This is a genomic window from Candidatus Pelagibacter sp. HTCC7211, assembly GCF_000155895.1.
Classification (GTDB): Bacteria; Pseudomonadota; Alphaproteobacteria; order Pelagibacterales; family Pelagibacteraceae; genus Pelagibacter.
Genome location: NZ_DS995298.1, coordinates 202,750 through 227,240, shown reverse-complemented (window position 1 = coordinate 227,240; position 24,491 = coordinate 202,750). Strand labels below are relative to the sequence as shown.

The window sequence follows — 24,491 nt, the reverse complement described above, 5'->3', positions numbered from 1 at the left end:
TAAGCTCACTTTTATTAAAAAACGTTTAAAATTTGAGCTTATTTGGACAAAAAATATACGCTCCTTGTAAATCTCATAATCAGTTATAAATTTAGCTTATGAAAAATGATTTATCATTTGATGTTGTAATAATAGGTGGTGGCCATGCAGGATGTGAGGCAGCTGCAGCTTCTGCACGACTAGGAGTTAACACTGCCCTATTCACTCATAAGAAAGAAACTATTGGAGAGATGTCTTGTAACCCAGCAATTGGTGGTTTGGGTAAAGGACATTTAGTACGAGAGATAGATGCCCTTGATGGTGTTATGGGTGAGGTTGCAGATAAATCGGGTATACAATTTAGATTATTAAATAGAAGTAGAGGTCCAGCAGTAAGAGGACCAAGAACTCAATCAGATAGATCATTATACCGCAAATATATGCAAGAAAAACTTGCAAACTACTGTAATTTAAACATTTTTTCTGATCCTGTAATAAAGTTTATTTTTGATAAAAATACAATAACTGGCTTTATGACTAAAAAGGGTAAGAAAGTTTTATGTTCTAAGTTAATACTAACAACGGGCACTTTTTTAAATGGTTTGATACATATAGGTGATGAAAGAACACCAGCTGGAAGGTATGATGAAAAACCCTCAACAGGATTAAGTGAACAATTAGAAAAATACAATTTTAAAATAGGTAGACTAAAAACAGGTACCCCTCCCCGACTTGACTCAAGAACAATTAATTATGAAAATTTAGAAGAACAGTTTGCGGATGATAATCCTTATTTTTTCTCTTTCCTAACAAAAAAAAATATCAATAAACAAGTTTCATGTCGTATGACTTATACTAACGATAAGGTTCATAAAATTATTGAAAAAAATTTATCTAAGAGTGCAATGTACTCTGGTAGCATTCAAGGTGTAGGACCCAGATACTGCCCATCTATAGAAGACAAGATAGTAAAATTTGCTGATAAGGGTCGACATCAGATATTTTTAGAGCCTGAAGGGCTAAATGACCATACAATTTACCCAAATGGCATCTCTACATCACTTCCAGCTGATGTTCAACAAGAAATATGTAATAATATCAATGGTTTAGAAAATGTATCTATTATAAGACCAGGATATGCCATAGAATATGACTATATAGATCCGCGAGAACTGTTTTTAACGCTTGAGGCCAAGAAAATTAGCAACCTTTACCTTGCAGGTCAGATTAATGGAACAACAGGTTATGAAGAAGCAGCAGCTCAGGGCCTTATAGCAGGGATAAATGCTGCTCTATCTCATAAAAAATTAGAACCCTTTATATTAGATAGATCTGATGCTTACATAGGGGTAATGATTGATGATTTAGTGACTAAAGGAGTGGCTGAACCATACAGAATGTTTACATCAAGAGCCGAATATAGATTAAGTCTGAGATCTGACAATGCAGATCAAAGATTAACTGCAAAAGGAATGGAAATTGGATTAATTGGCGATGTAAGAAAGACACTTTATCTAGATAAATTCGACAAAATTAACCAAATTAATGTAAAAATGGGTCAATCAACTATCTCACCTAATAAAGCAGATCAATTTGGTATAAAAATAGCAAAAGACGGTATTTTAAGATCTTCTAATGAAATATTAACCCAAAAAGGGGTTGATATGAATAAAATTAGAGAAATATGGCCTGATATACCTTATTTTAGCAAAGAAATTGATGAACAGGTTGAAATTAATGCTCATTATAGGGGTTATTTGAAGAAGCAAAAAGCTGATATTTTAGCATTTAAAAGAGATGAAAACCTTATAATTCCTGATAAAATAAATTATGACGGACTTTCAGGTCTTTCAAATGAGGTAAAAGCTAAATTTAAGGAAATAAGACCAAAAACAATGGGTCAAGCACTAAGAATTGATGGAATTACTCCAGCTGCCGTATATATTTTGTTGTCACACGTTAAAAGAAAGTCTATTAAGCATATAGCTTAATGGATCAAGAAATTTTAAAATCATATTCAAAATTAAATGACCTAAATGTTTCACGTGAAACATTTTTAGACTTTGAAAACTATATATCTATGATTATTGAAAAAAATAAAAAAATTAACATAATTAGCCAAAATACATCATCAAAAAAAACTATAATTGAGCGTCATATTATTGATTCAGCGCAAATAATTGATTTTGTTGATTTTAATTGCAATAGAACTACAGATTTAGGATCTGGGGGTGGCTTACCCGGAATTGTAGTAGCAATTTTACTCAAAAACATGAAAAATAAAATGGATGTGCATCTTTACGAAAAAAGCTACCATAAAAGCCATTTTTTAGAGGAAGTTTCAAAAAAACTAAATTTAAATACAAAAGTTTTTCAAAAAAATATTTTTGAAATAAAAAATTTAGAAACAGGTACGATTATGTCGAGAGCTTTTAAGCCAATGCCTGTGGTTCTAGATTTAGTTTATGAAAATTTTTCTAAATATAAAAATTTAATTTTTTTTATGGGCAAGAGCGGAAAAAAAATATTTGAAAAATCTAAAGATGATTGGAACTTAGAGTACAAAGAAAGAAAAAGTGTAACGAGTGAAGACTCATTTTTATTAAACATAAAAAAAATTAGTAAGAAAAATAAAAAAAGATATAAGAAAAACTAAATGCAAATTATTTCAGTAATAAATCAAAAGGGTGGGGTAGGAAAAACAACAACCGTTATAAATTTAGCTGCTGGTTTAACTCAACTAAATAAAAAAATTTTAATTATTGATTTAGATCCTCAAGGAAATGCCACTACAGGGCTTGGATTATCAAACGTGGACAACTCAAGTGATACAATTTATGGTGTACTGAATGGAACTAGACAGATTAATGAGATAATCAAAAGGACACAGTTTGAAAATTTAGATATTATCACCTCTAATGTAGATCTATCAGGACTTGAGGTCGAAACAGCTGACGATAGTAATAGAGCTTTCATATTAAAGGCTAAATTAACCTCTTATTTAAACAATTCTAGAGGATTATACGACTATGTTCTAATTGATTGTCCTCCTTCCTTGAGCCTTCTTACAGTTATGGCACTTGTCTGCTCAAACTCACTTCTGGTACCTTTACAGACAGAATTCTTTGCTCTTGAGGGTCTAACCCAACTCATGAAAACTATTGAGAGGATAAAAGTAAGCTTAAATCCAGATTTAAAAATTAGAGGGATCCTTTTAACTATGTATGACAAAAGAAATAAGCTTTCTTCGCAAGTTGAAAAGGAAGCTAGAGACTATTTCAATGAAAAAGTTTACTCAACAGTAATTCCGAGAAATGTAAGATTATCAGAGGCACCCTCTCATGGAGTGCCAGTTTTAATTTATGACAAATCTTGTCCTGGTAGTAAGTCTTATTTTAATTTTACGGATGAATTTATAAATCAAGAGTCGACAATCGGGAGCGCTGCTTAATGGATAAAATTAAAAAAGGTCTTGGAAGAGGTTTATCATCACTAATTGGTGAAACCAGAGTAGAAGTTCAAAAAAATTTACTACCAGTAAGTGACTTGGTTCCAAACAAGTATCAACCAAGAAAGAATTTTGATGAGGCAAACCTTGAGGATTTAACTAATTCTATAAAAGAAAGAGGAATGATACAGCCGATCATAGTTAGAAAATCAAATAATAAAAACTCAAAATTTGAAATTATTGCAGGTGAGAGAAGGTGGCTGGCAGCGCAGAAGGCAGGGATTTATAAAGTTCCTGTAGTGATCACGGAGGCAGATGATTTAAAATCTTTAGAATTTGCAATAGTTGAAAATGTTCAAAGACATGATTTAAATCCGTTGGAAGAAGCACAAGGTTATAAAAGGTTGATTGATGAATTTTCTTATGATCAAGAAAAAGTATCAAAATTTATAGGTAAAAGCAGAAGTTATATAACTAATTCATTAAGAATTTTAACTCTACCAAACGAAGTTATAAAATTAATAGAAACAAATAAATTGTCGACAGGACATGCTAAGATTTTAGTAGGCCTAGATAATGCAAGTTTTGTTGCTAATAAAATTATAGAAAATAAACTTTCAGTAAGACAGGCAGAAAATTTTGTTCAATTATTTAAAAAGAAAAGACAAAAATCAAAGATCACAAAAGATGCAAATATTATTGCTCTCGAACTTTCAGTATTAAATAAAATTGGATTAAATGTAGAAATTAAAAATAACAATAGAAATAAAGGAAAAATTTCTTTTGAATATAAAGACCTGGATCAATTGAATAAAATAATAGATATTATTAAGTCTAACTATTAGTATTTGAAGAAGATTGATCTAAAATAAAATCTGTAATTAAATTAATCGAATTATTTATATTTTTTTTAATTAACAGCTCTATTTCATTTAATTTATATATTAATTTTTTAATATTCTCAGGTGTCCATTTGTAAATTTGTTGTTTTGTTATTTCTTTATCCTTCCAAAAAATTGGAGGTTTTGCGGATGATATTGTTAAATCTATATTTTTATTTGATTTAAATTCACTACAAAGTTTAAGTATTTTCTTTGATTTTAATAAAAAAGTCCTTGTGATTATAATGCAGTCTTCATTTCCAAAATTATTTTCATTTAAGATGTTAATAATTTTCTTTTTATTTTTTGCCAAACAATTATCAATAAGGTCTGATATACTGTGATTTTCAATTAAATTAGTTAATTTTATTATACTTTCCTCTGTAATTTTTTTTCCACTTTTGCTGAAATATTCTATTTTATCTAGTTCGTTAAATAAGGTTTCTCTATCTCCATTACACTTATTAACTATCAAGTTAATATTTGCAGGTGATATAGAAATTTTCTTTTGATTAAAAAAATTATAAGTTAACTTTGAAAGTACTTGATTTGTATCTGGATAAAAAGCAACACAAACATGTTCTCTACTTTTTTCAAAAAACGATCTTAATTTTGATTTTTTTTCTAGAATATCAGCATTAATAATAATTTTGAGATCTTCAATTTTTTTTTCTTCAATTTCTTCAATAATTTTTAATATTTTGTCTGTAACTCTTTTAATTATTATTATTTTTTCATTTTCAAAAAGAGATTTACAAAATACATTTTCTAAAAAAATATTTGTATTCTCTAAAATTTCTTTTTCTTCATATTTTGAAATATTTTCTTTATTTTTTAGTAAATTATTAGTTGAGTCATTTTTTAAACCCTCATTTTTACCGTAAAATAAAATCAATTTATTTTGATCAAAATTTATTTTATTTAACTCATAAGATTTAATTATCATTTAAACTCAAGATAGCAGAAATTAGTTTTTCCCTAATAGAAGATGCAAAATTTCTTTTAATATTTTTTTCATATGTATTTTGTTCAAAAGTATCTGATTGATTTTTAATATTAATACTTTCTTCAAATTTGAATATTTTAGTTTGATCTTTTATATCTATTGAAAATTCTGAGATAGCAGAAAGATTATAATCTGTAATGACTCCAGTCGAATTCTTTGTAAGAATTTTTTTTTCATATGCAGTGTTTATCTTCAAATTATAAATATTTTTTGAATCTTTATTTGAATATAGTCTAATTTCATTTTTAATAAGATTATTCATTTCGTCATTACCTTCTTCTGATTGGAAATTAATTTTAAAATCAATAGATTTTTGATTTTTGTAAATAGATGAATAACCACAGGCAGTTAAAAATAATAATAAAAAAATTAATGTTATATTTTTCATAATCAATTTATATAATTATATTTATAAGTTTATTTTCAATATAAATCTGTTTTTTTATTTTATTATTTACAAGGTACTTAGCTATTTTTTGATCTTCATAAACTAGTTTCATTATTTCAGTTTCAGATGATCCAGAGTCCGTTGATATTAATCCTCTTTTTTTTCCATTTATTTGAATAACAATGATACTGGAATCTTCCTTAATTTGTTTTTCATCATAACTTGGCCATTCAACTTTATCAGTATTTTCAATGATTTTTAGACACTCATTAGAAAGATGAGGTATTATTGGGTTCATTGTTATTAGAATTTTTTTATAATTATCAAGAATTGTTGACTTTTTGTAACCCTTACCAATTTCATTTATTAAAAAGGAATACATTTCGTGAAGATTTGCTACAATTATATTGTAGCTAAAGTTCTCTAAATTATTGCTAATTTTTTTAATAAATTTGTTGGTGAATTTTATCAATTCATCACTTGCATCTTCTGAATAATCTTTACTAATTTCTTCAATAATTTTTCTATGCAAAGTCCATAATTTTTGAATAAACTTATGTGATGCAGCAATACCTTCCTCTGACCACTGAACATCTTTTTCTGGTGGACTATCTGATAAAATAAATAATCTGACAGAATCTGCTCCATAATTGTTAATTATATTTTCTGGATCTATAGTATTTTTTTTTGATTTTGACATTGACTCTGATGGTCCAACCTTCACCTCTTGCGATGGATTATTTTTAAGATATTTTTTTCCATCTTTTGAAATTATCTCATCTGGACTTACCCAATTGTTTTCTGAGTCTTTGTATGTTTCATGACAAACCATTCCTTGAGTAAATAGTCCTTTAAATGGTTCTGTAATATTGAACTTATCATTCTTGTGTGTAATAGCTTGCATGAAAAATCTTGAATATAATAAATGCAAAATAGCATGTTCAACACCTCCAATATATTGATCAACTGGCATCCAATAGTTGATATCTTCATAAGAAAATCCATACTGACTGTTTTTTGGAGAACAAAATCTTAAAAAATACCAAGAAGAGTCTACAAAAGTATCAAGTGTGTCTGTTTCTCTGGTATATTTTTTTCCATTAATTTTTAAATTTTTCCATTCATTTTCATTATCAAGAGGATTACCAGTTGCTTGCAACTTATCTATTTGAGGAAGCTCAGCAGGCAACATTTCTTTAGGGAGTTTATGTGGATTTTTATTTTCATCGTATATTATAGGAATAGGACAACCCCAATATCTCTGTCTTGAAATACCCCAATCTTTTAATCTAAAATTAATTTTTTTTTCACCAAGTCCATTTTTTTCAAGATGTTCGATGGTTTTAATAATAGAGTCCTCTGGACATTTAAGACCATCCAAGAAACTAGAATTAAATATATATCCAGGACCAGTATAAGCTTCATTAGCAACTTTAAATTTTAAATCATCTTTTTTTGGAGTAACTACAGTTTTAACATTAAGTTTATATTTATTTGCAAAATCTAGATCTCTTTGATCATGTGCAGGACAGCCAAAGACGGCACCTAGTCCATAATCCATTAAGACAAAATTGGCAAAGTATACTGGAACTTTTATACTTTCATCTAAAGGATTAATTGCAGTAAGGTCAGTCTTGAACCCTATTTTTTCTGCATTTGCAATTGACTCTTCAGTTGTACCAGTTTCAGAACATTTCTCCTTAAATTTTATAAACTCTTTATCGTGTTCATAAAATTTAGATAATGGATGGTCAACTGATAATGCTAAAAAAGATAGGCCAAACAATGTATCTGGTCTAGTTGTAAAACATTTAATTTCTCTAACATCTTTTGATGAAGATATTGGAAATTTTACTTCACAACCAAAAGATTTTCCAATCCAATTCTTTTGCATTATCTTAACTTTATTAGGCCATTGATCGAGAGTATCTAAACTTTCAAGTAATTCATTTGAAAATTTAGTTATATTAAAAAACCATTGATTTAACTTTTTTCTTTCAACTTGAGCACCTGATCGCCAACCTTTGCCGTCAATTACTTGCTCATTGGCAAGAACAGTTTGATCTACTGGATCCCAATTTACATCTTGTTCTTTTCTATATACAAGACCCTTATCATATAACTCTAAAAAAAATTCTTGTTGATGTTTATAGTAATCTACTGAACAGGTTGATATTTCTCGATCCCAGTCTATTGAAAGACCGAGCCTTTTAAGTTGAGATTTCATGTTTGAAATATTTGACTCAGTCCAATCCTTAGGACTTAAATTATTTTGTCTAGCAGCATTTTCTGCAGGCATACCAAATGAGTCCCAGCCCATGGGGTGTAAAACATTATACCCTTGAAGAGATTTGTATCTAGCTAGAACATCACCTATAGTATAATTTCTTACGTGTCCCATATGAATTTTTCCGGATGGATATGGAAACATTTCTAAACAATAAAATTTTTTTTTGCTTTTATCTAGTTTTGTAGAAAAGGTTTTATTTTTTTCCCAATATTTTTGCCAGTTTTCTTCAACAGTTTTAAAATTATATCTTTCCACAAATTTTAAAAATAATTTATAGGTTAATCTTTTTTGTCTTTTTTAGCTTTAGCTTGTTGTTTATAGATGGTTGCTTTTTTTAAAATTTCTTTTTTCAACTCTTTAGATAAATTACCTTCTTTTTCTATAATTTTACATTTATTTGAAGAGTCGCAATTTCTATAGAATATTTTTAAATCCAAAGCATCAGATCTAATTTCATTAGTTAAAAATCTAACTGTGATTTTTATATTTTCATTTAAATTTTGATTATCAGAATACCAGTCTGTTACAATTATACCTCCACTATAGTTAGCGGTTGTTAATGGCATAAAATCAATTGTATCTAAAGTTGCACGCCAAAGTTCGTTGGAACTAGCAAACTCATAATTAGTAGTTCCTCCTACGCCAAATCCTTTTTCGGTATCAAAAAGTCTAAATGATTTACCCTCCTCGATATTTTTTCTTACTCTTTCATCTGGATCAGTGGATATTTGTTTAGAATCAACTTTTTTATAAGCTAATGGCCCACATGAATTTAATGAAATAAAAAGTTGCAACAGCAATAATATTTTTATGAATCGCATAATAATTTGATATAATTTTAAAAAGGTTTACAGGTTTTTTTCTAAATTACATAATTGATATTTTAAAGATATCACTATATTAGTGTTGTAATTATGCAACACTATCTAACTAATATTCAATAAAAAGCATTAATTTAACTAAAAAACTAACATTTTGTTAAAAACACACTGTTTGTAATTACAACAAAAACAAAAGGAGTAATAATGACAAACTTTAAAAAAATCGGTTTGACTGCTTTAGCAGGAACACTGGCTGCAACAGCATATGCGCAAGCAGGTGCTCTTTCAGTAAGTGGTACAGCTAGAATGGAATACCAATCTACTCAAGCATCAGCAACTGCTAAATCAGACGCTTTTGCTCAAAACACGACAATTTCATTTACTGGTTCAGGTGAATTAGATAATGGAATGACTGTAAGTTACTTACAAGCTCAAGCTGGATCAAATGTTCTAACATCTCAAGGTGTAACACTTGATATGGGTGATATGGGTTCAGTAGCTATTACTAACTATAACTTTGGTGGTATCGGTATTATTCAAGATAAGGTTCCAAACGGTGGTGAACAACCATGGGATGATTTAGGGACTCACGGTGCGCCGGAACAAGGTATAGCTGCACCTCACGCTGGAAACAGACTTGGTTATAAAAATACATTTGGTGGTGCAACTGTTTCAGCATCAATGGATTATCAACAAAATAGTCCTACTACATCATTAGCAGTTTCTATGCCACTTATGGAAGGTTTAGAAATTGGTGCTGGTATTGCAACTGACCAAGACTCTGCAACTACAGAACAAGATATCGAAACTATGTATGTAAAATACTCTATGGGTGGAATATCTGTTGGTTATCAAGTTACAGATGTTGAAAGAACAGCTGCAAACTCAGATATCGAGAGAACTGCTTACGGAATCAGTTTTGCTGTAAACGATAACCTAAGTGTTGGTTATGGTATTTCAGATACTGAATTTGAAGAGTTTACTCCAGATGAAGAAAACACAGGTATTGGTATTGCTTATACTTCAGGTGGTATGAAACTTGGTATAATTAATAATACTAAGGACAATGCTGGTGGAACTGCTGGAGAACAAGAAATGACTGAGTTCCAATTAACTTTTGCGTTTTAATTAATAGTTAATTTAAATTTTAAAACGGCCTAAGTTTTCTTAGGCCGTTTTTTTTTGCCCAACTAATAGAGGCAAATCCATTTGTTCTTAATAATTTTATCATTTTATAATTTCTTTCATTAATGCCTCCAAGTGCAATAAAATAAGCTTTTTTATTTAAGGACATCAAATTAAATCTATTTATACCTAAAAATTTTCTTGATTTATTTACTTTAAATAATGGTGATAAAAAAATTTCACTACACTTTTGTTTAAGCTTTGTATTTATTTCAGGTATATTGTGTGCAGACCCAATTATATCAAAATTTTTAGGTAAACTGTAATTTTGAACATAATTGGCTTTATTATTAAATGAAGGAATATAAACACCATCTAATCTTAATTTTATTGAAAGTTTAATATCATTTGAAAGATAAAATTTAGTTCTTATATTCTTACAATAATCCTTGAGCTTCAAAATATTTTCTAGGTGATTAATATCGTCATAATTTCTATAAATTATGCATATATCTTTACTTAATTGATGCAAATCTGATAAATTAAATTCATTAACAAAACTGTAAATTTTAAAGGAATTTTTTTGCATAAAAGTATCGATAACTTAGCTCTAATAAACGACCAGATAAAGTCAAAATTTGGTTTAGTAAAAAATCTTAAAATTATAGCGGTAAGCAAAACGTTTCCAATGTCTGAAATTAATCCATTAATTGAAAATGGTCATTTACATTTTGGTGAAAATAAAGTTCAGGAGGCTGTTGATAAATGGTCTGATATTAAAAAATTAAAAAAAAGTTTGAAACTTCATATGATAGGAAAACTTCAAACAAATAAAGTAAAGTATGTAGTTCCTTTGTTCGATTATATTCATTCTCTAGATAATATTAAATTAGCAGAAAAAATAGCGTCAGAACAAATAAAAAAAAATAAAAATTTAAAAATTTTTATTCAGGTGAATATAGGAAACGAGTCTCAAAAATCTGGAATAAATATTACTGAATTAAAAAATTTTTATGAAAAATGTACTCGAGAGTTAAATCTTAATATCATAGGATTGATGTGTCTACCCCCTCAACATGGATCAGTAAAAAACTATTTTAATGAAATGGTAGAATTAAAAAAAATACTTAATGTTGAAGATTTAAGCATGGGAATGTCAGAGGATTATCTAGAGGCTGTTGGTTGTGGTGCCACTTATATACGAATTGGCTCTAAGATATTCGGTGACAGATCTTAAATAATTTTAATTTTAGTTTTTTTATTAATTAACTTCAGCAATATTAACATATCCTTTTCCTTAATTGCCACACAGCCTTGTGTTTTTTTATAGTTAGTTGTTAAGTGTATAAAAATTGCACTACCTTTATTTTTTTTAGGTTTTTTTGTATTATATTTAATTGGAATTAAAAGATCGTATTTTTTATCATTTCTATAAAGTTTCTCGTGCCTAATTTTATTATTTGTTATGATAGGTTTGTTGTAAAATTTGCTTTTTACATCATCACACCACCCAAAATTTTTCTTTATTTCTATTTTTCTAAGTTTGGTAGATATTTGGGAAACTCTATCTTTTCTAAAATATAATGGGCCCAATGCATAAAGACCCTTAGGTGTTTTATTATCACCTTCAATTTTTTTTGTAGTTCTTCCATTTTTACCTATCGAACATTTAAATTTAAATTCGTCATATAAAAGTGTATCTTTCTTTATAATTATAATTTTCATATAAACATTATGATTAAAAAAACTCTATTTGTATATAATTCGTTAAATCTATTTAATATAATAAATGAAATTAAGGAAAATTTTTATTTCGAATTGGAATATATTGATACAAAAAGTCATAAAAAAATTAATTTTGAAAAATATAAAAACTATTTAATTATCAGTACCAGATTTGATGAAAAAATTAAAAACTGTACCATAATTGACAATTTACCTATAAAAATTTCAAAATTAGTTGAAATAATCAATTTAAATTTTCTAAAAAAACAATTTCAAGCTCAATCAGAGCATAAAATTACAAAATATACTTTAGATTTGAATTCAAGGAAAATATCTTTTGAAAATAAAAGTTTAAATTTAACCGAAAAAGAGAGTGATTTAATTCTATTTATTAATTCTCATAAAAGGGCAGATCTTAAAACAATACAAAAAACAGTTTGGGGTCATTCTAATGATTTAGAAACACACACAGTAGAAACACATATTTATAGGCTTAGAAAAAAAATGATTAAAAATTTTGAAGATCATAATTTTATTAAACATGATCAAGATGGTTATTTTATAAATTAAATTCTAGCACCAATTTTTTGTATAATTTTAGACGATAATTCTGTGCCTTTAATTAAGCACTCTTTAATTGATAAGTTATTGATTATTCCATGGAGATATCCAGCAGCAAATAAGTCACCAGCACCAGTTAAATCTTTGATGTTGAGATTTTTTTGAGCATCACACTCAATTAGTTCATCATTTAGTATAGATAAAGCACCTTTTTCACCTCTTGTAATGACAACATTTTTTTTAATTTGTTTTGAAAAATTTACTATTTCTTCAAAAGAATTAGCATTAATTAGTGAAGTAATTTCTTGTTCATTGGCAAAAATAATATCTAGTTTATTTTTAGCTAGTTCTAAAAAATGCTCTTTGTGTCTTTCAACGCAAAATAAATCAGATAATGACATTGCAACTTTATTTGAATTAACTATTGCTTTATCAAAAGCTTTTTTGGGCTCCCCTTCATCCCAAAGATATCCTTCTAAAAAAGTTATCTCACTATTTTTTACAATTGATTCATCTATATCTGTGTCATTTATTTTACCTGCTGTACCTAAGAAAGTACACATTGTACGTTCCGAGTCTGGTGTAATTAAAATTAAACAACTTCCTGTAGGAATAGTTTCTTTTTTTTTTTTATAAAAATAATTTACTTTCTCTTTTTTTAATCCTTCTTCATATTTTTGACCCAAATTATCATCACTAACTTTACCAATAAAACCAACATCATTTCCTAATTGAGATAATCCAACTATAGAGTTAGCAACTGATCCACCTGATACAGTTTCTTCAATATTTATAAGGGATAAAAGAGTTTTAAATTCATCCTCATCTATAAGCTTCATAGTACTTTTTGTTAATGAATTTTTAATTAAAAAATCATCATCCACTTTACACAGAACATCTACAATTGCATTTCCAATTCCTAAAATTTTCATATTATGCTTTTTTGGTTATTACAGGTTTTTTTCGATTAGGATAACAAGTGTTGCAAATTTTACAAGTTAAACCATAGCATTCTCTTGCTTTACAATATTCTCTTCCATAATAAATAATTTGTAAGTGAAGTTTGGACCAAGTATTTTTTGGAAATATTCTTTTCAAATCTTTTTCTGTTTGAACTACATTTTTACCATTAGTTAATCCCCATCTCTGTGCTAGTCTATGTATATGAGTATCAACAGCAAATGCTGGATACCCAAACCCTTGAGACATAACAACACTTGCAGTTTTATGTCCAACTCCAGGTAATTTTTCAAGTTCTTCAAAAGTCTTTGGTACTTTACCGTTATGCTTTTCCAAAAGTTGTTTAGACATTAAGTAAATGCTCTTAGCTTTAATTCTAAAAATACCGATTTTTTTTATTAAATTTTCTATTTTTTTTCTTCCTAATTTTACAAAATGTTCTGGTTTATTATATTTTGGATATATATTTTTTGTAACATTGTTTACATTTAAATCAGTACATTGTGCCGACAAAAGAACAGAAACCAAAAGTGTAAATATATTTCTATGTTTTAATGGAACTGGTGCCGCAGGGTAAATTTTATTTAAAATTTTTAATATATTTTTGGCTTTTTCTTTTTCATTCATTATGAGAAGTTCAATAAATCTCTCATAGAATAAAGGCCTGGTTTTTTTTTCATTAGCCATTTTGCTGCCGTTAAGGCGCCATCTGAATAAAGTCTTCTATCAAATGCTTCATGATTTAAAGTGATTATTTCTTTACCACTTGAAAATTTAACCTCATGTTCTCCAATAATTTCACCTTTTCTTATTGAATTAAAATTAATTTTTTTTCCATATGGAATATTTTTTTTATTTAGAAATTTTTTTCCTATTAAATTGTAGAGATCTTTGTTTTTTCCAACGGCAATACCTTTACCCAACATTAATGCAGTCCCTGATGGGTAATCTTTTTTATGTTTGTGGTGAATTTCAAATATTTTACTCAAATAATTATCACCTAAAGATTTTGAAGCGATCTCAGTTAAATACATTAATAAATTAACTCCAAGACTCATATTTCCAGCTTTAAGTATTGGTATTTTTTTTGAATAGTTTTTTATTATTTTATCCTCTTTTTGAGTAAAACCAGTTGTTCCAATTACTACCCTTTTTTTGAGTTTTGATGCAATTTTAAGAACTTCCATAGTGCATTTTGGTATTGTAAAATCGATAATTATATCTGATTTTTTAAATGCGACTTCAGTATTAGGCTCAGGCTTAATCCCATTAAATTTTTTATTTATCTTTATGTTCTCAGTAAGACTAACTAATTTGAAATTACTATTAGATTTTGATGATTTAATAAGCTGTCGACCCATTCTTCCCATGCATCCAGTGACAGCTAAATTTATTTTTTTCATATTAATCTAAAAACATTCTTTTTTTGTAAATGGGCAAGTGCTGTAGTGTACAACACCTTTTACAGTATTAATAGCAACTGAAGCAGTAGTATCAACTACCGTTACAGCAGTTGAGCAACTTTGAGTAAAGATTACCAATATTAATAGTAAGAAAATCTTTTTTATCAAATTATTCATTAAATTTATATTATAGCGAGAATTTAATCAAAGATAAGTTATTTTTTAATATTTGCAGTTAATTTAGCCCAAATTATTTCATAAATTACATAAACAAAAATACTTACGATCATTACTATAAAACTAAATAAAAAAGATTTGTTCCAATTACCAAACCACATATAGGAAAATACCGTTATCCATACAATCCCAACGATTTGCCAAATAATTGCTTTGTAAAAAAGCATTTTTTTACTCATAAAAACTCCTTAAATTTAAAATTATTTTTATTTTAGACTTTAAGAAGAGATTTACTTATCGTTACTATATATTGTTTTGATGAATAAATTACAGTTCCAGTTTTTCCAAAAATTAAAAATTAAAAATTTCATCATTAATTTTTCCAGAAACTTTTAGCTTTTTGAAAGAATTTTTTAATACTTGGATTTGATTTTTCATTTTCAATTTCTCTAAACTTTTCAAGCAATTCTTTCTGCTGTTTATTTAAATAAATAGGAACCTCTGTATTAACCTGCACGTATAAATCACCAAAATCACCTCTTCTCATGAATGGCATTCCTTTGCCTTTCAATCTAAATTGTTTTCCACTTTGAGTTCCATCTGGTATTTTTAATTTTGCTTTACCACCATCAATTGTTGGTATTTCAATTACTGTACCAAGAGCTGCATCTGCTATAGAAATTGGAAATTCAAAAAACAAATTTTCATCAGATCTTTTAAAAAGTTCATGAGAGTTAACATTAATAAATAAGTATAAATCACCTGTTGCTCCACCTCTTGTACCTGCCTCACCTTTTCCAGCCAATCTAATTCTAGTTCCATCATCAACACCCTTTGGAATTGTAACTGATATTTTTTTTGAAGCTTGTTTTTTACCTTGACCATTACAATCATTACATGGGTTTGTAATTTCTTCTCCATTTCCATTACATTGAGGACAAGTTTGTTGAACCGTGAAAAAGCCCTGATTAGATCTTATTTTCCCATTACCACCACAGTATGAACATCTGTCAGGAGAATGACCAGGTTTAGACCCATTCCCATTACATGTATTACATTTTTCAGTTGTAGAAAACTTTATATCTTGTTTTTTTCCTTGGTAAGCTTCTTCAAGGGAAATTGATAAATCATACCTTAAATCTGACCCTCTATTATTTGAGTTTCTATTACCTCTTGATCTTCCTCCACCTCCAAAGTCTCCAAAAAAATCTTCAAAAATATCTGAAAAGTCAGCTCCACTAAAACCACCAAAGCCACCACTTTGTCTTCCACCTCCACCTTCAAAAGCAGCATGTCCAAAATTATCGTAGTTTTGTTTTTTTTCTTTATCAGAAAGAATGCCATAAGCTTCACTTGCTTCTTTAAACTTATCTTCAGCATTCTTATCACCTGGATTTTTATCAGGATGATATTTGACAGCGAGTTTCCTGTATGCTGATTTTAGTTCATCGGGACTTGCACTTTTGCTAACACCTAAGACGTCATAGAAATCTCTTTTAGCCATTGGTTACCCTAAGATGATAGTTGTTGAGTGTCTTAAGCGCTTTTTTCTTTTTCTTCTTCTTTATCTTGGTCTTTATTTTCCTCTTTTACTTCCTCAAAATCTGCATCAACTACATTATCGTCTTTTTTCCCTTCATCATTTTTATCACCATCGTTAGATGAATCTGGTTTTTTTTCTTGAGACTTATAGATAGCCTCACCCAACTTCATTGAGGCTTGAACTAAAGCTTCTGTTTTTTTCTTGATATCCTCATTATCAGTTCCTTTTAATGCTTCTTTTAAGCTTGAAGATGCATCTTCAATTGCTTTCTTTTCAGCATCAGAGATTTTAGATCCATGTTCTTTTAGATTTTTATCAGTTGAGTGAATTAGAGTATCTGCTTGATTTCTTATATCTACAGACTCTCTCTTCTTTTTATCCTCTTCTTTATTAGCTTCAGCATCTTTAACCATTTTTTCAATCTCTTCCTCACTTAGTCCACCAGATGCTTGAATTTGAATTTTTTGTTCTTTACCCGTTCCTTTATCTTTTGCAGAAACACTAACTATCCCATTAGCATCTATATCAAAAGTAACTTCGATTTGTGGAACTCCTCTTGGAGCAGGCGCAATTCCAACTAATTCAAAATTACCTAACATTTTGTTATCAGTCGCCATTTCTCTTTCACCTTGAAGAACTCTAATAGAAACTGCTGGTTGATTATCTTCAGCAGTAGAGAATACTTGGCTTTTTTTTGTTGGTATTGTTGTATTTTTTTCAATTAATTTTGTTGATACACCGCCTAAAGTTTCAATCCCTAAAGAAAGTGGTGTTACATCAAGAAGCAATACATCTTTTACATCTCCTTGAAGAACTCCTGCTTGGATGGCTGCACCCATAGCAACAACTTCATCTGGATTAACACTTTTATTTGGGTCTTTTCCAAAAAAGTTCTTAACTTCAGCAATAACTTTTGGCATTCTAGTCATTCCACCAACCATTACTATCTCATCAATCTCACTTGCAGTAATACCAGCATCTTTTAAAGCTGTTTTACATGGTGGTAGAGTTTTTGATATTAAATCTTCTACTAAAGCTTCAAGTTTAGCTCTAGTCATTTTAAGATTAATATGTTTTGGGCCAGTTTTATCAGCTGTTATAAATGGTAAATTAATATCAGTCTGTTCTGCTGAAGATAGTTCAATTTTGGCTTTTTCAGCAGCTTCTTTCAATCTCTGAAGAGCAAGTTTATCTGACGTAAGATCAATTCCATTATCTTTTTTAAATTCTGCAATTAGATAATCAACAATTGCATTATCGAAGTCTTCACCACCTAAAAAAGTATCTCCGTTAGTTGATTTAACTTCAAATACACCATCACCTAATTCAAGAATAGAGACATCAAATGTTCCTCCACCTAAATCGTATACTGCAATTTTCTTATTTTGTTTTTTGTCTAAACCATATGCTAATGAAGCAGCAGTCGGTTCATTAATAATTCTTAAAACTTCTAAACCTGCTATTTTACCAGCATCTTTTGTTGCTTGTCTTTGTGCATCATTAAAGTATGCAGGAACTGTAATTACAGCTTTGGTAACTTCTTGACCTAAATATTTTTCAGCTGTCTCTTTCATTTTTTGGAGAATAAATGCTGATATCTGAGAAGGTGAGTATTTCTCTCCTTTGGCTTCAATCCAAGCATCACCTTTTTCGGAATTAATAATTTTAAATGGAGCTGCAGCAATATCTTTCTTTACAGTAGGGTCTTCGAAATTTCTTCCAATTAATCTTTTTACAGCAAATATTGTATTTTCAGGATTAGTTACAGCTTGTCTCTTAGCTGGTTGACCAACTAATTTTTCTCCATCATCAGTAAACGCTACAACAGAAGGAGTTGTTCTTGCGCCTTCAGCGTTTTCTAAAACTTTAGGCTGGCTTCCTTCCATAATTGATACACAAGAATTTGTAGTACCAAGATCTATTCCTATAATTTTGCTCATAATTTAATTACCCTCTTTCATATATGTGTTAAATTTGTTTCTACAAGTTCATCAAATGCAATTATTTTTCTGAATTTTCCTTATTTTCCTCAACTTTTTCATCTTTTTTTTCTGATTTTTTTGATACCCCAACTAGCGATGGTCTTAACAACCTGTCTTTAATCATAAAACCTTTTTGCACTTCTTGAATAATTGTACCTGGTTCTTTTTGATCATCTTCAATCTCCATCATTGCCTGATGTAAATTTGGATCTAATTTTTTATTAAGGCAATCAATTGGTTTAATGTTATTTTTATTAAAAGTTGAAATAAGATCTTTTTCAATAATATCAAAATGCTCTAATGTTTTTTTTAAGGCTTCAGTATTTTTTAAAGTTTCGTCATTCTCTAAAATTAATTTTGATCTTGTAAGATTATCAATTAAATTTAAAGCTTCCTTAGCGAATGCAAAACCACCATAATCAAAGGCATCATTTTTTTCTTTTTCAAACCTTCTTCTTTGATTTTCCATCTCTGCAAAAGTTCGCGCAAGCTTATCCTCTAACTCACTAATTTTTTCTTCTGGAGAAATTTCTTTTTTTTCTTCAGTGCCGGAACTTTTTTCAACTTTTTCAGTTTGATCTTCAGGCTTATTTATTTCTTCTAAAGATTCTTTTAATGCGTTTTCTTGGTTTAGGTTTTCCTCTTTTTCCATGAGAGCATATATGGTAAGAAATCCAAAAATTGCTAGGTATTTATGAAAAAAATCTCAAAATTACTTATAGGAACTAATAATAAGGGTAAATATAAGGAAATTAAGGATTTATTACCAAAACATATTAAAACTTATTCAACTAAGGAATTTAAACTTAAAAGCCCTAAAGAGGATGGGCTAACATTTAAGGAAAATTCCATAATTAAATCAAAATATTTCTCAAAAAAAACAAATTTAATATGTCTTGCAGATGATTCAGGACTTGAAATAGATCTTTTGAATAAAGCTCCAGGGATTTATTCCGCAAGATGGGGTGGAAAAAACGGTGATTTTAAAAAAGCTATAAATAGAGTTTACAGAAATCTTTTTAGAATTGATAAAAATTGGCAAAGTAAAAAAATTAAAGCAAGATTTATTTGTGCTTTATCAATTTATAATTTAGATAAAAAAATTGCTTCTGTTCAAGGTAAGGTTGAAGGCTTTATTTCAAATGAGCCAAAGGGAAATAATGGTTTTGGATATGATCCAATATTTTTACCAAAAAATAAAAAAGAAACTTTTGGTGAAATGAAATCTTTAGAAAAATATAAAATAGATCATCGTTTTGATGCTTTTAAAAAAATTAAAAAATTTCTATAATTTTTTTATCTTCAATTTTATAAAAATTTAGCCGATGATTAATTTTATTATTTTTAATATCAAAAATTCCAATTTTACCTTTGAATGAGTTTTTCTTTTTAAATAATTTATTCAAATTAGATAAGTTTGTCTTCAAAGACAAATAATAGACTAGACCAACAAGGTCGTAACTTAGCAAAGTTAAGTGTGAAGGATATTCCTTAAACTCTTTATAAAACTTATCTTTATAATTATTAAAATTATTTTTGTTAATTGATGGATAATATACTGGTTGAATATCAGTTTCATTCAATAAGCTTTGGTCAAACCATTGATTTAAAGTTATAAAATATTTATTTTTTGGTGATACATCGGTGTAAAGAAGAGAAGTTGCTACACTTTTTAAGCTTTCATCAAAATCAGCAATTATAACTGCATCAAAATTTAATCCACCTAATGAATATCTCTTTTCCAATTTTTTGATTTTTTTTTCTTTATTTGTTTCATTTGATTTTTTGATTCTATAAATTTCATCTTCTAAATTTTGTTTTCTTATCTTATAATTAGTGATTTCTTCTATCTGGCTAGTTAATTTAGTTGGATCTGAATTGTATACATAATCTTTAAAAATTTTAATTTTAGAATTTTTAATACCTCTTTTTACTTCAAATTCAAAATCTTGTATTGGTGTTAAAAAAATAGTTCTTTGAATATTATTTTTTTCTAAAAATTTTTTTATTGTATTTAATTGTGAGGTAGAATTAATTCCTGCAGAAATTACATTTTTTGGAAGGTCTAAAGTTTTATTAGTTAAAGATAAAAATGTAAGATCCTTCATTTCGTCAAGGTATGTAATGCTTTCATAAAATATTGGGCCAATTACAACTTTTACCCCCATTTCTTTTAATTCAAATGCAGATCTTAAAGTTTGATTTGGTTTAGTCGCTGTATCTTTTGGAATGATTTCAATTAAATCACTATCTATATCTTTTACAGCCAATGATACCGCTTTAATAATTGATTGGCCTAAATCTTTATTTTTACCAGTCATTGGCACAAGCAGACCAATTTTAATTTTTTCTGACGCTGTAACTGTTTTGAAAAATAGTAAAACTAAACTTATAAAAGTTATAAAAATAATTTTGGTAAGTTTATTCATTTTAATGTTAGTATAATGCTTTTTAAGCATAAATATGATCATAAAATTGCAATCTCAAAAAAAAGATAATGAAAATGGTCTTTATATAGTTTCGACACCAATTGGAAATTTAAAAGATATAACTCTAAGAGCTATTGAAACATTAAAAAAATCATCTTTTATTCTTTGTGAGGATACAAGAGTTTCAAAAAATTTATTAGATAGATATGAAATAAAATCAAAATTGATTCCAAATCATAAATTTAATGAAACTAAAAACTTAGATAAAATTATTAATCTTTTAAAATCAGGAGAAATTATTTCTTTAATTTCTGACGCTGGTACACCTAGTATTTCAGATCCAGGATCAATTTTAGTCAATGAGTGTGTTAAAAATAATATAAAAATTATTCCTATACCCGGAGCATCAGCAGTTTCAACAGCAGTATCAATAAGTGGTTTTTCAGAAAAATTTTTTTTTAATGGATTTTTACCTGATAAAAAGCAATCCATTATTAATGAGTTAAAAAAATTGTCTGTATTAGATCAATCTGTTGTTTTTTTTGTTTCAGCTAAAAAAATTAATAGAATAATACCTGAGTTAAAGAATTTTTTTAGTGATAGAAAAATTGTTTTCTGTAGAGAAATTTCAAAATTATATGAAGAATATATAAGAGAAAATATTAATGATTTAGAGCCTTTTAAAAAAGAACCAAAAGGAGAGCTTACAATAGTAATTTCTGAAAAAAATGATGATAAAAATTCCTCACAAGATCTGAGTGAATCAGATAAGAATCTTATTAATAAAATGATTAAAAAATTAAGCATAAAAGAAATAATTGATATAATTAGTCAGTATAAAAAAATTTCAAAAAAAACAATTTATAATTATTGTTTAAAATTAAAAAATGAAAATTAAATTAATAATAGTTATTTTAATTGGTATAATTTTATCAGGTTGTGTAGGTGTATCCTCACAGGGTATTTTTGGAACAGGAGTGTCTATTGCTCTCGATCCCCGTACAGTAGGAACTCAAATCGATGACTCAATAATGCATAAAAATTTAACTGGAAAAATGATTGTTAAAGATAAAAAATATCTTCTTTCAGTGAAATCTAAAGTGCTTGATGGTAGAATTTTTTTAACTGGTAAGGTTGATAATCCTGAAGAAAAATTACAGTTAACAAAGTTAGCATGGGAAATTAAAGGTGTTAGATCAGTGCGTAATGATATAAAAATAAAAGAAGAATTTAACTTTCAAAGATCTGCAAAAGATATTTTAATCACTTCTCAATTAAGAACAGCTCTAATTTTTAATAAAAATATTAAAGCTACGAATTACCAAATCGACACATATAAGAAGAAAATTTATGTTTATGGGATCGCACTTACATCCGAAGAAAAAGATTTGGTCATAAGCGAGGCAAATGAAATACTTGATGTTGAAGATGTAATTGCAAGCATTATGCTTGTTGAAGATTTAAGAATTCAAAAAGAATAACTATTTTTTGTAATCAATAACATCTGCAGAATAAGCAGCTATCGATGCTAGATTAATAAGTTCTGAAGTTGAAGATCTTAGAGGAGCAATTTCTATAGGCAGACCGAGTCCAATTAACAAAGGCCCAATAACTTTTGTATCTCCTAATGTCTTCATCATTTTGTAGGATATTGCTGCACTATGTTGTCCAGGCATAATTAATATATTTGCTTTACCAACAATTTTTGAGAAAGGATAAAGTTCTTCGTATTCAGCATCTAAAGCAACGTCAGGCTGCATATCTCCATCAAATTCAAAATCTACATTCTGTTCTTTCAAAATTTCTACTGCTTTTCTTATATGTTTTGTTCGACTTGTTAAAGGTTGGCCAAATGTAGAGTGAGATACAAATGCCACCTTTGGCTCAAATCCAAATAATCTAACCACTCTAGCAGTAGAAATTGCTATCTCAGCCATTTGCTCAGAAGTGGGATATTCATGAACGCTAGTATCACCTACAAAAATTGTTTTACCTTTATGAACTACCATGTTTAGTCCAAACATGATTTCCCCTTCCCTTACATCTACGACTTGTTTTATTTTATCAAAAGAAGCACCAAATCGTCTTGTATTACCAGTAACTGCACCATCAGCATCACCACAAGCAACCATGCTAGCAGCCCATACAACTCTATCATTTCGAACCATTCTATCACAATCTCTTTCTAATAAACCCTGCTCTCTTTGTAATTTTTGAAAAAGGTAGTTTACATATTTTTTTCTTTTTTCTTCATCTTTAGAGTTAACAATTTCAATGTTAAAGTTTTCACTGTAACCAATATTTTTAATTTGCTCTTTAATTTTTTCTTCCTTACCGATTAATATAGGAATACCCAATTTAGAATTTTTAAATGCAATTGCAGCTTTAAGTGTATTTTCATCTTCTCCATCAGCAAATACAATTCTTTTTTGATTTTTTTTAATATAAGAATTAATACCCTGCATAATAGTAACTGTAGGATCTAATCTTTGTTTGAGTTGTTCTTTATATAAATCAAAGTCATCAATATTTTTTCTTGCAACCCCACTATCCATTGCAGCTTTTGCAACAGCTGCTGGGATTATGCTTATTAATCTTGGATCAAATGTAGAAGGTATTATGTAATCCTTCCCATAATGTGGTCTTTCTCCACCCATAGCAGCAACAACTTCATCAGGAACATCCTCTCTTGCAAGTTTAGCAATTGCTTGAGCAGCAGCAACTTTCATTTCCTCATTAATTGTTTTTGATCTAACATCTAGAGCTCCTCTAAAGATATATGGAAAACCAATTAAATTATTTACTTGATTAGGATAATCAGATCTTCCTGTTGCAATAATAGCATCATCCCTTACATCATAAATTTCTTCAGGAGTGATCTCTGGATCAGGATTAGCACAGGCAAAAATTATAGGATTTTTTGCCATCTTTTTTACCTGTTCTTTATTTAAAGCTCCTTTTGCAGACAAGCCTATAAATACATCTGCACCAACTATTGCTTCATCTAGAGTTCTAAGTTTTGTTTCATTTGCATGTTTAGACTTCCATTGATTTACACCTTCAGATCTTCCTTTATAAATTACACCTTTTCTATCAATCATAATCAAATTTTCATTAGGCACTCCTGAATTTTTAAATAAATCAGCACAGGCTTGAGCAGAAGCTCCCGCTCCATTAACTACGACTTTTATTTCTTTTATTGATTTACCACTAATATCCAATGCATTTATTAATGCAGCAGTTGTAATTATTGCAGTCCCATGTTGATCGTCGTGAAAAACGGGTATATCTAAAATTTCTTTTAATTTTTCTTCAATTATAAAACAATCTGGTGCTGCGATGTCTTCCAAGTTAATTCCACCAAAGCTGGTAGCAAAATTTTTAATTGAATTAATAATTTCATTTGCATCTGAGCAGTCTATTTCAAGATCTATCGAGTCGATATCTGCAAATCTTTTGAATAATACAGCTTTACCTTCCATAACTGGTTTTGAAGCAAGTGCTCCTAAATTTCCCATTCCAAGAATTGCAGATCCATTGCTAATGACAGCTACCAGGTTCCCTTTACTAGTATAATCATAAGCATGGTCTGGGTTTTCACTAATCTTTCTTACAGGAGCCGCAACACCCGGAGAATAAGCTAAAGCTAGATCTCTCTTAGTAGTCATGTTTTTAGAGGAGATAACTTCTATCTTTCCAGGCTTTTTATATTTGTGAAAATCTAAAGCCTCTTTATCCGTGTAGTGATCAATCTTTGTTTTTTTCATTTGGGT

Annotated in this window: 26 protein-coding genes; 10 read left to right on the top strand and 16 right to left on the bottom strand. The window is 28.5% G+C overall.

All coding sequences use genetic code 11. From position 1 onward, the window contains the following. Positions 1-98: 98 nt before the first annotated feature. Genes mnmG through PB7211_RS01135 form a run of 4 tightly spaced genes read left to right on the top strand, consistent with a single transcriptional unit; the run spans position 99 to position 4,272 of the window. Positions 99-1,970, top strand: coding sequence for a tRNA uridine-5-carboxymethylaminomethyl(34) synthesis enzyme MnmG (gene mnmG / locus PB7211_RS01150; protein WP_008544169.1), 1,872 nt, complete (start codon positions 99-101; stop codon positions 1,968-1,970). Further along, entirely contained in the window at positions 1,970-2,635 is a 666-nt protein-coding gene (locus PB7211_RS01145) for a 16S rRNA (guanine(527)-N(7))-methyltransferase RsmG (RefSeq protein ID WP_034398721.1), read from the top strand. Before mnmG ends, PB7211_RS01145 begins: the two co-directional genes overlap by 1 nt. Then, a complete protein-coding gene (locus tag PB7211_RS01140; RefSeq protein WP_008544558.1) occupies positions 2,636-3,430 on the top strand; it encodes a ParA family protein in 795 nt (264 codons plus the stop codon). Then, complete coding sequence (locus PB7211_RS01135; RefSeq protein WP_008544741.1) at positions 3,430-4,272, top strand: ParB/RepB/Spo0J family partition protein; 843 nt, start codon at positions 3,430-3,432, stop codon at positions 4,270-4,272. The genes PB7211_RS01140 and PB7211_RS01135 overlap by 1 nt, the downstream gene beginning before the upstream one ends. Here the strand turns inward: PB7211_RS01135 and holA are convergent. From holA to PB7211_RS01115, 4 genes are read right to left on the bottom strand one after another with little or no spacing between them, the layout of a single operon-like run. Beyond that, positions 4,262-5,254 (bottom strand): DNA polymerase III subunit delta, encoded by a 993-nt coding sequence (gene holA / locus PB7211_RS01130; protein ID WP_008545731.1) that lies wholly within the window; start codon positions 5,252-5,254, stop codon positions 4,262-4,264. The two genes, PB7211_RS01135 and holA, sit on opposite strands and share 11 nt — an antisense overlap. After that, positions 5,244-5,702 (bottom strand): hypothetical protein, encoded by a 459-nt coding sequence (locus PB7211_RS01125; protein WP_008544604.1) that lies wholly within the window; start codon positions 5,700-5,702, stop codon positions 5,244-5,246. Before PB7211_RS01125 ends, holA begins: the two co-directional genes overlap by 11 nt. A gap of 7 nt (positions 5,703-5,709) precedes the next feature. Next, positions 5,710-8,247 (bottom strand): leucine--tRNA ligase, encoded by a 2,538-nt coding sequence (gene leuS / locus PB7211_RS01120; RefSeq protein WP_008544932.1) that lies wholly within the window; start codon positions 8,245-8,247, stop codon positions 5,710-5,712. A 23-nt stretch (positions 8,248-8,270) separates the two neighbouring features. Next, entirely contained in the window at positions 8,271-8,813 is a 543-nt protein-coding gene (locus PB7211_RS01115) for a DUF3576 domain-containing protein (RefSeq protein ID WP_034398719.1), read from the bottom strand. 204 nt (positions 8,814-9,017) lie between these two features. Between PB7211_RS01115 and PB7211_RS01110 the strand changes: the two genes are divergently transcribed. Next, positions 9,018-9,941 carry a porin gene (locus PB7211_RS01110; RefSeq protein WP_008544659.1) on the top strand — a complete coding sequence of 308 codons (924 nt, stop codon included), beginning with the start codon at positions 9,018-9,020 and terminating at the stop codon, positions 9,939-9,941. Positions 9,942-9,960: 19 nt separating this feature from the next. Here the strand turns inward: PB7211_RS01110 and PB7211_RS01105 are convergent, their stop codons facing one another. Then, on the bottom strand, positions 9,961-10,527 hold the full coding sequence (locus PB7211_RS01105; protein ID WP_008545239.1) for a thiamine phosphate synthase: 567 nt from the start codon (positions 10,525-10,527) through the stop codon (positions 9,961-9,963). Between PB7211_RS01105 and PB7211_RS01100 the strand changes: the two genes are divergently transcribed. Next, positions 10,522-11,175 (top strand): YggS family pyridoxal phosphate-dependent enzyme, encoded by a 654-nt coding sequence (locus PB7211_RS01100; RefSeq protein WP_034398717.1) that lies wholly within the window; start codon positions 10,522-10,524, stop codon positions 11,173-11,175. The genes PB7211_RS01105 and PB7211_RS01100 overlap by 6 nt on opposite strands. On the opposite strand, the gene PB7211_RS01095 is transcribed toward PB7211_RS01100, so the two are convergent. Further along, positions 11,172-11,663, bottom strand: a complete 492-nt coding sequence (locus PB7211_RS01095) for a L,D-transpeptidase family protein (protein WP_008545494.1) — start codon at positions 11,661-11,663, stop codon at positions 11,172-11,174. The genes PB7211_RS01100 and PB7211_RS01095 overlap by 4 nt on opposite strands. 9 nt (positions 11,664-11,672) lie before the next feature. On the opposite strand from PB7211_RS01095, the gene PB7211_RS07820 reads away from it, so the two are divergent. Then, positions 11,673-12,233, top strand: a complete 561-nt coding sequence (locus PB7211_RS07820; RefSeq protein ID WP_008545741.1) for a winged helix-turn-helix domain-containing protein — start codon at positions 11,673-11,675, stop codon at positions 12,231-12,233. Here the strand turns inward: PB7211_RS07820 and PB7211_RS01085 are convergent. The 8 genes from PB7211_RS01085 to PB7211_RS01055 all read right to left on the bottom strand — a co-directional run bounded on the left by PB7211_RS01085 (position 12,230) and on the right by PB7211_RS01055 (position 18,941). Continuing rightward, entirely contained in the window at positions 12,230-13,156 is a 927-nt protein-coding gene (locus PB7211_RS01085) for an adenosine kinase (protein WP_008545928.1), read from the bottom strand. The two genes, PB7211_RS07820 and PB7211_RS01085, sit on opposite strands and share 4 nt — an antisense overlap. 1 nt (position 13,157) lies before the next feature. Next, entirely contained in the window at positions 13,158-13,811 is a 654-nt protein-coding gene (gene nth / locus PB7211_RS01080; RefSeq protein ID WP_008544189.1) for an endonuclease III, read from the bottom strand. Then, positions 13,811-14,587: a 4-hydroxy-tetrahydrodipicolinate reductase gene (dapB, locus tag PB7211_RS01075; RefSeq protein ID WP_008545622.1), complete on the bottom strand. Its 777-nt coding sequence runs from the start codon at positions 14,585-14,587 to the stop codon at positions 13,811-13,813. Before dapB ends, nth begins: the two co-directional genes overlap by 1 nt. Positions 14,588-14,593: 6 nt before the next feature. Continuing rightward, positions 14,594-14,764: a hypothetical protein gene (locus PB7211_RS07935; protein WP_008544191.1), complete on the bottom strand. Its 171-nt coding sequence runs from the start codon at positions 14,762-14,764 to the stop codon at positions 14,594-14,596. 38 nt (positions 14,765-14,802) lie between these two features. Then, positions 14,803-15,003 (bottom strand): hypothetical protein, encoded by a 201-nt coding sequence (locus tag PB7211_RS01070; protein WP_008544609.1) that lies wholly within the window; start codon positions 15,001-15,003, stop codon positions 14,803-14,805. Positions 15,004-15,137: 134 nt separating this feature from the next. Further along, positions 15,138-16,268 carry a molecular chaperone DnaJ gene (dnaJ, locus tag PB7211_RS01065; protein ID WP_008546116.1) on the bottom strand — a complete coding sequence of 377 codons (1,131 nt, stop codon included), beginning with the start codon at positions 16,266-16,268 and terminating at the stop codon, positions 15,138-15,140. Between the two features lie 32 nt (positions 16,269-16,300). After that, positions 16,301-18,247, bottom strand: a complete 1,947-nt coding sequence (gene dnaK, locus PB7211_RS01060) for a molecular chaperone DnaK (protein WP_008544218.1) — start codon at positions 18,245-18,247, stop codon at positions 16,301-16,303. A 61-nt stretch (positions 18,248-18,308) separates the two neighbouring features. Continuing rightward, positions 18,309-18,941: a nucleotide exchange factor GrpE gene (locus PB7211_RS01055; protein WP_008545295.1), complete on the bottom strand. Its 633-nt coding sequence runs from the start codon at positions 18,939-18,941 to the stop codon at positions 18,309-18,311. 42 nt (positions 18,942-18,983) lie between these two features. Here PB7211_RS01055 and rdgB point away from each other — a divergent pair, with 42 nt between their 5' ends. Next, positions 18,984-19,580, top strand: coding sequence for an RdgB/HAM1 family non-canonical purine NTP pyrophosphatase (gene rdgB, locus PB7211_RS01050; RefSeq protein WP_008544534.1), 597 nt, complete (start codon positions 18,984-18,986; stop codon positions 19,578-19,580). Here rdgB and PB7211_RS01045 read toward each other — a convergent pair. Further along, on the bottom strand, positions 19,564-20,718 hold the full coding sequence (locus PB7211_RS01045; RefSeq protein ID WP_034399203.1) for an ABC transporter substrate-binding protein: 1,155 nt from the start codon (positions 20,716-20,718) through the stop codon (positions 19,564-19,566). The genes rdgB and PB7211_RS01045 overlap by 17 nt on opposite strands. Before the next feature lie 34 nt (positions 20,719-20,752). Between PB7211_RS01045 and rsmI the strand changes: the two genes are divergently transcribed. Both rsmI and PB7211_RS01035 read left to right on the top strand, forming a co-directional pair. Further along, positions 20,753-21,616, top strand: coding sequence for a 16S rRNA (cytidine(1402)-2'-O)-methyltransferase (gene rsmI, locus PB7211_RS01040; RefSeq protein WP_008544329.1), 864 nt, complete (start codon positions 20,753-20,755; stop codon positions 21,614-21,616). Continuing rightward, entirely contained in the window at positions 21,606-22,199 is a 594-nt protein-coding gene (locus PB7211_RS01035; RefSeq protein WP_034398714.1) for a BON domain-containing protein, read from the top strand. Before rsmI ends, PB7211_RS01035 begins: the two co-directional genes overlap by 11 nt. Here PB7211_RS01035 and PB7211_RS08090 read toward each other — a convergent pair whose 3' ends face one another. After that, positions 22,200-24,485 (bottom strand): NADP-dependent malic enzyme, encoded by a 2,286-nt coding sequence (locus PB7211_RS08090; RefSeq protein ID WP_008545736.1) that lies wholly within the window; start codon positions 24,483-24,485, stop codon positions 22,200-22,202. It abuts the gene before it with no gap. Between the last annotated feature and the right edge of the window lie 6 nt (positions 24,486-24,491).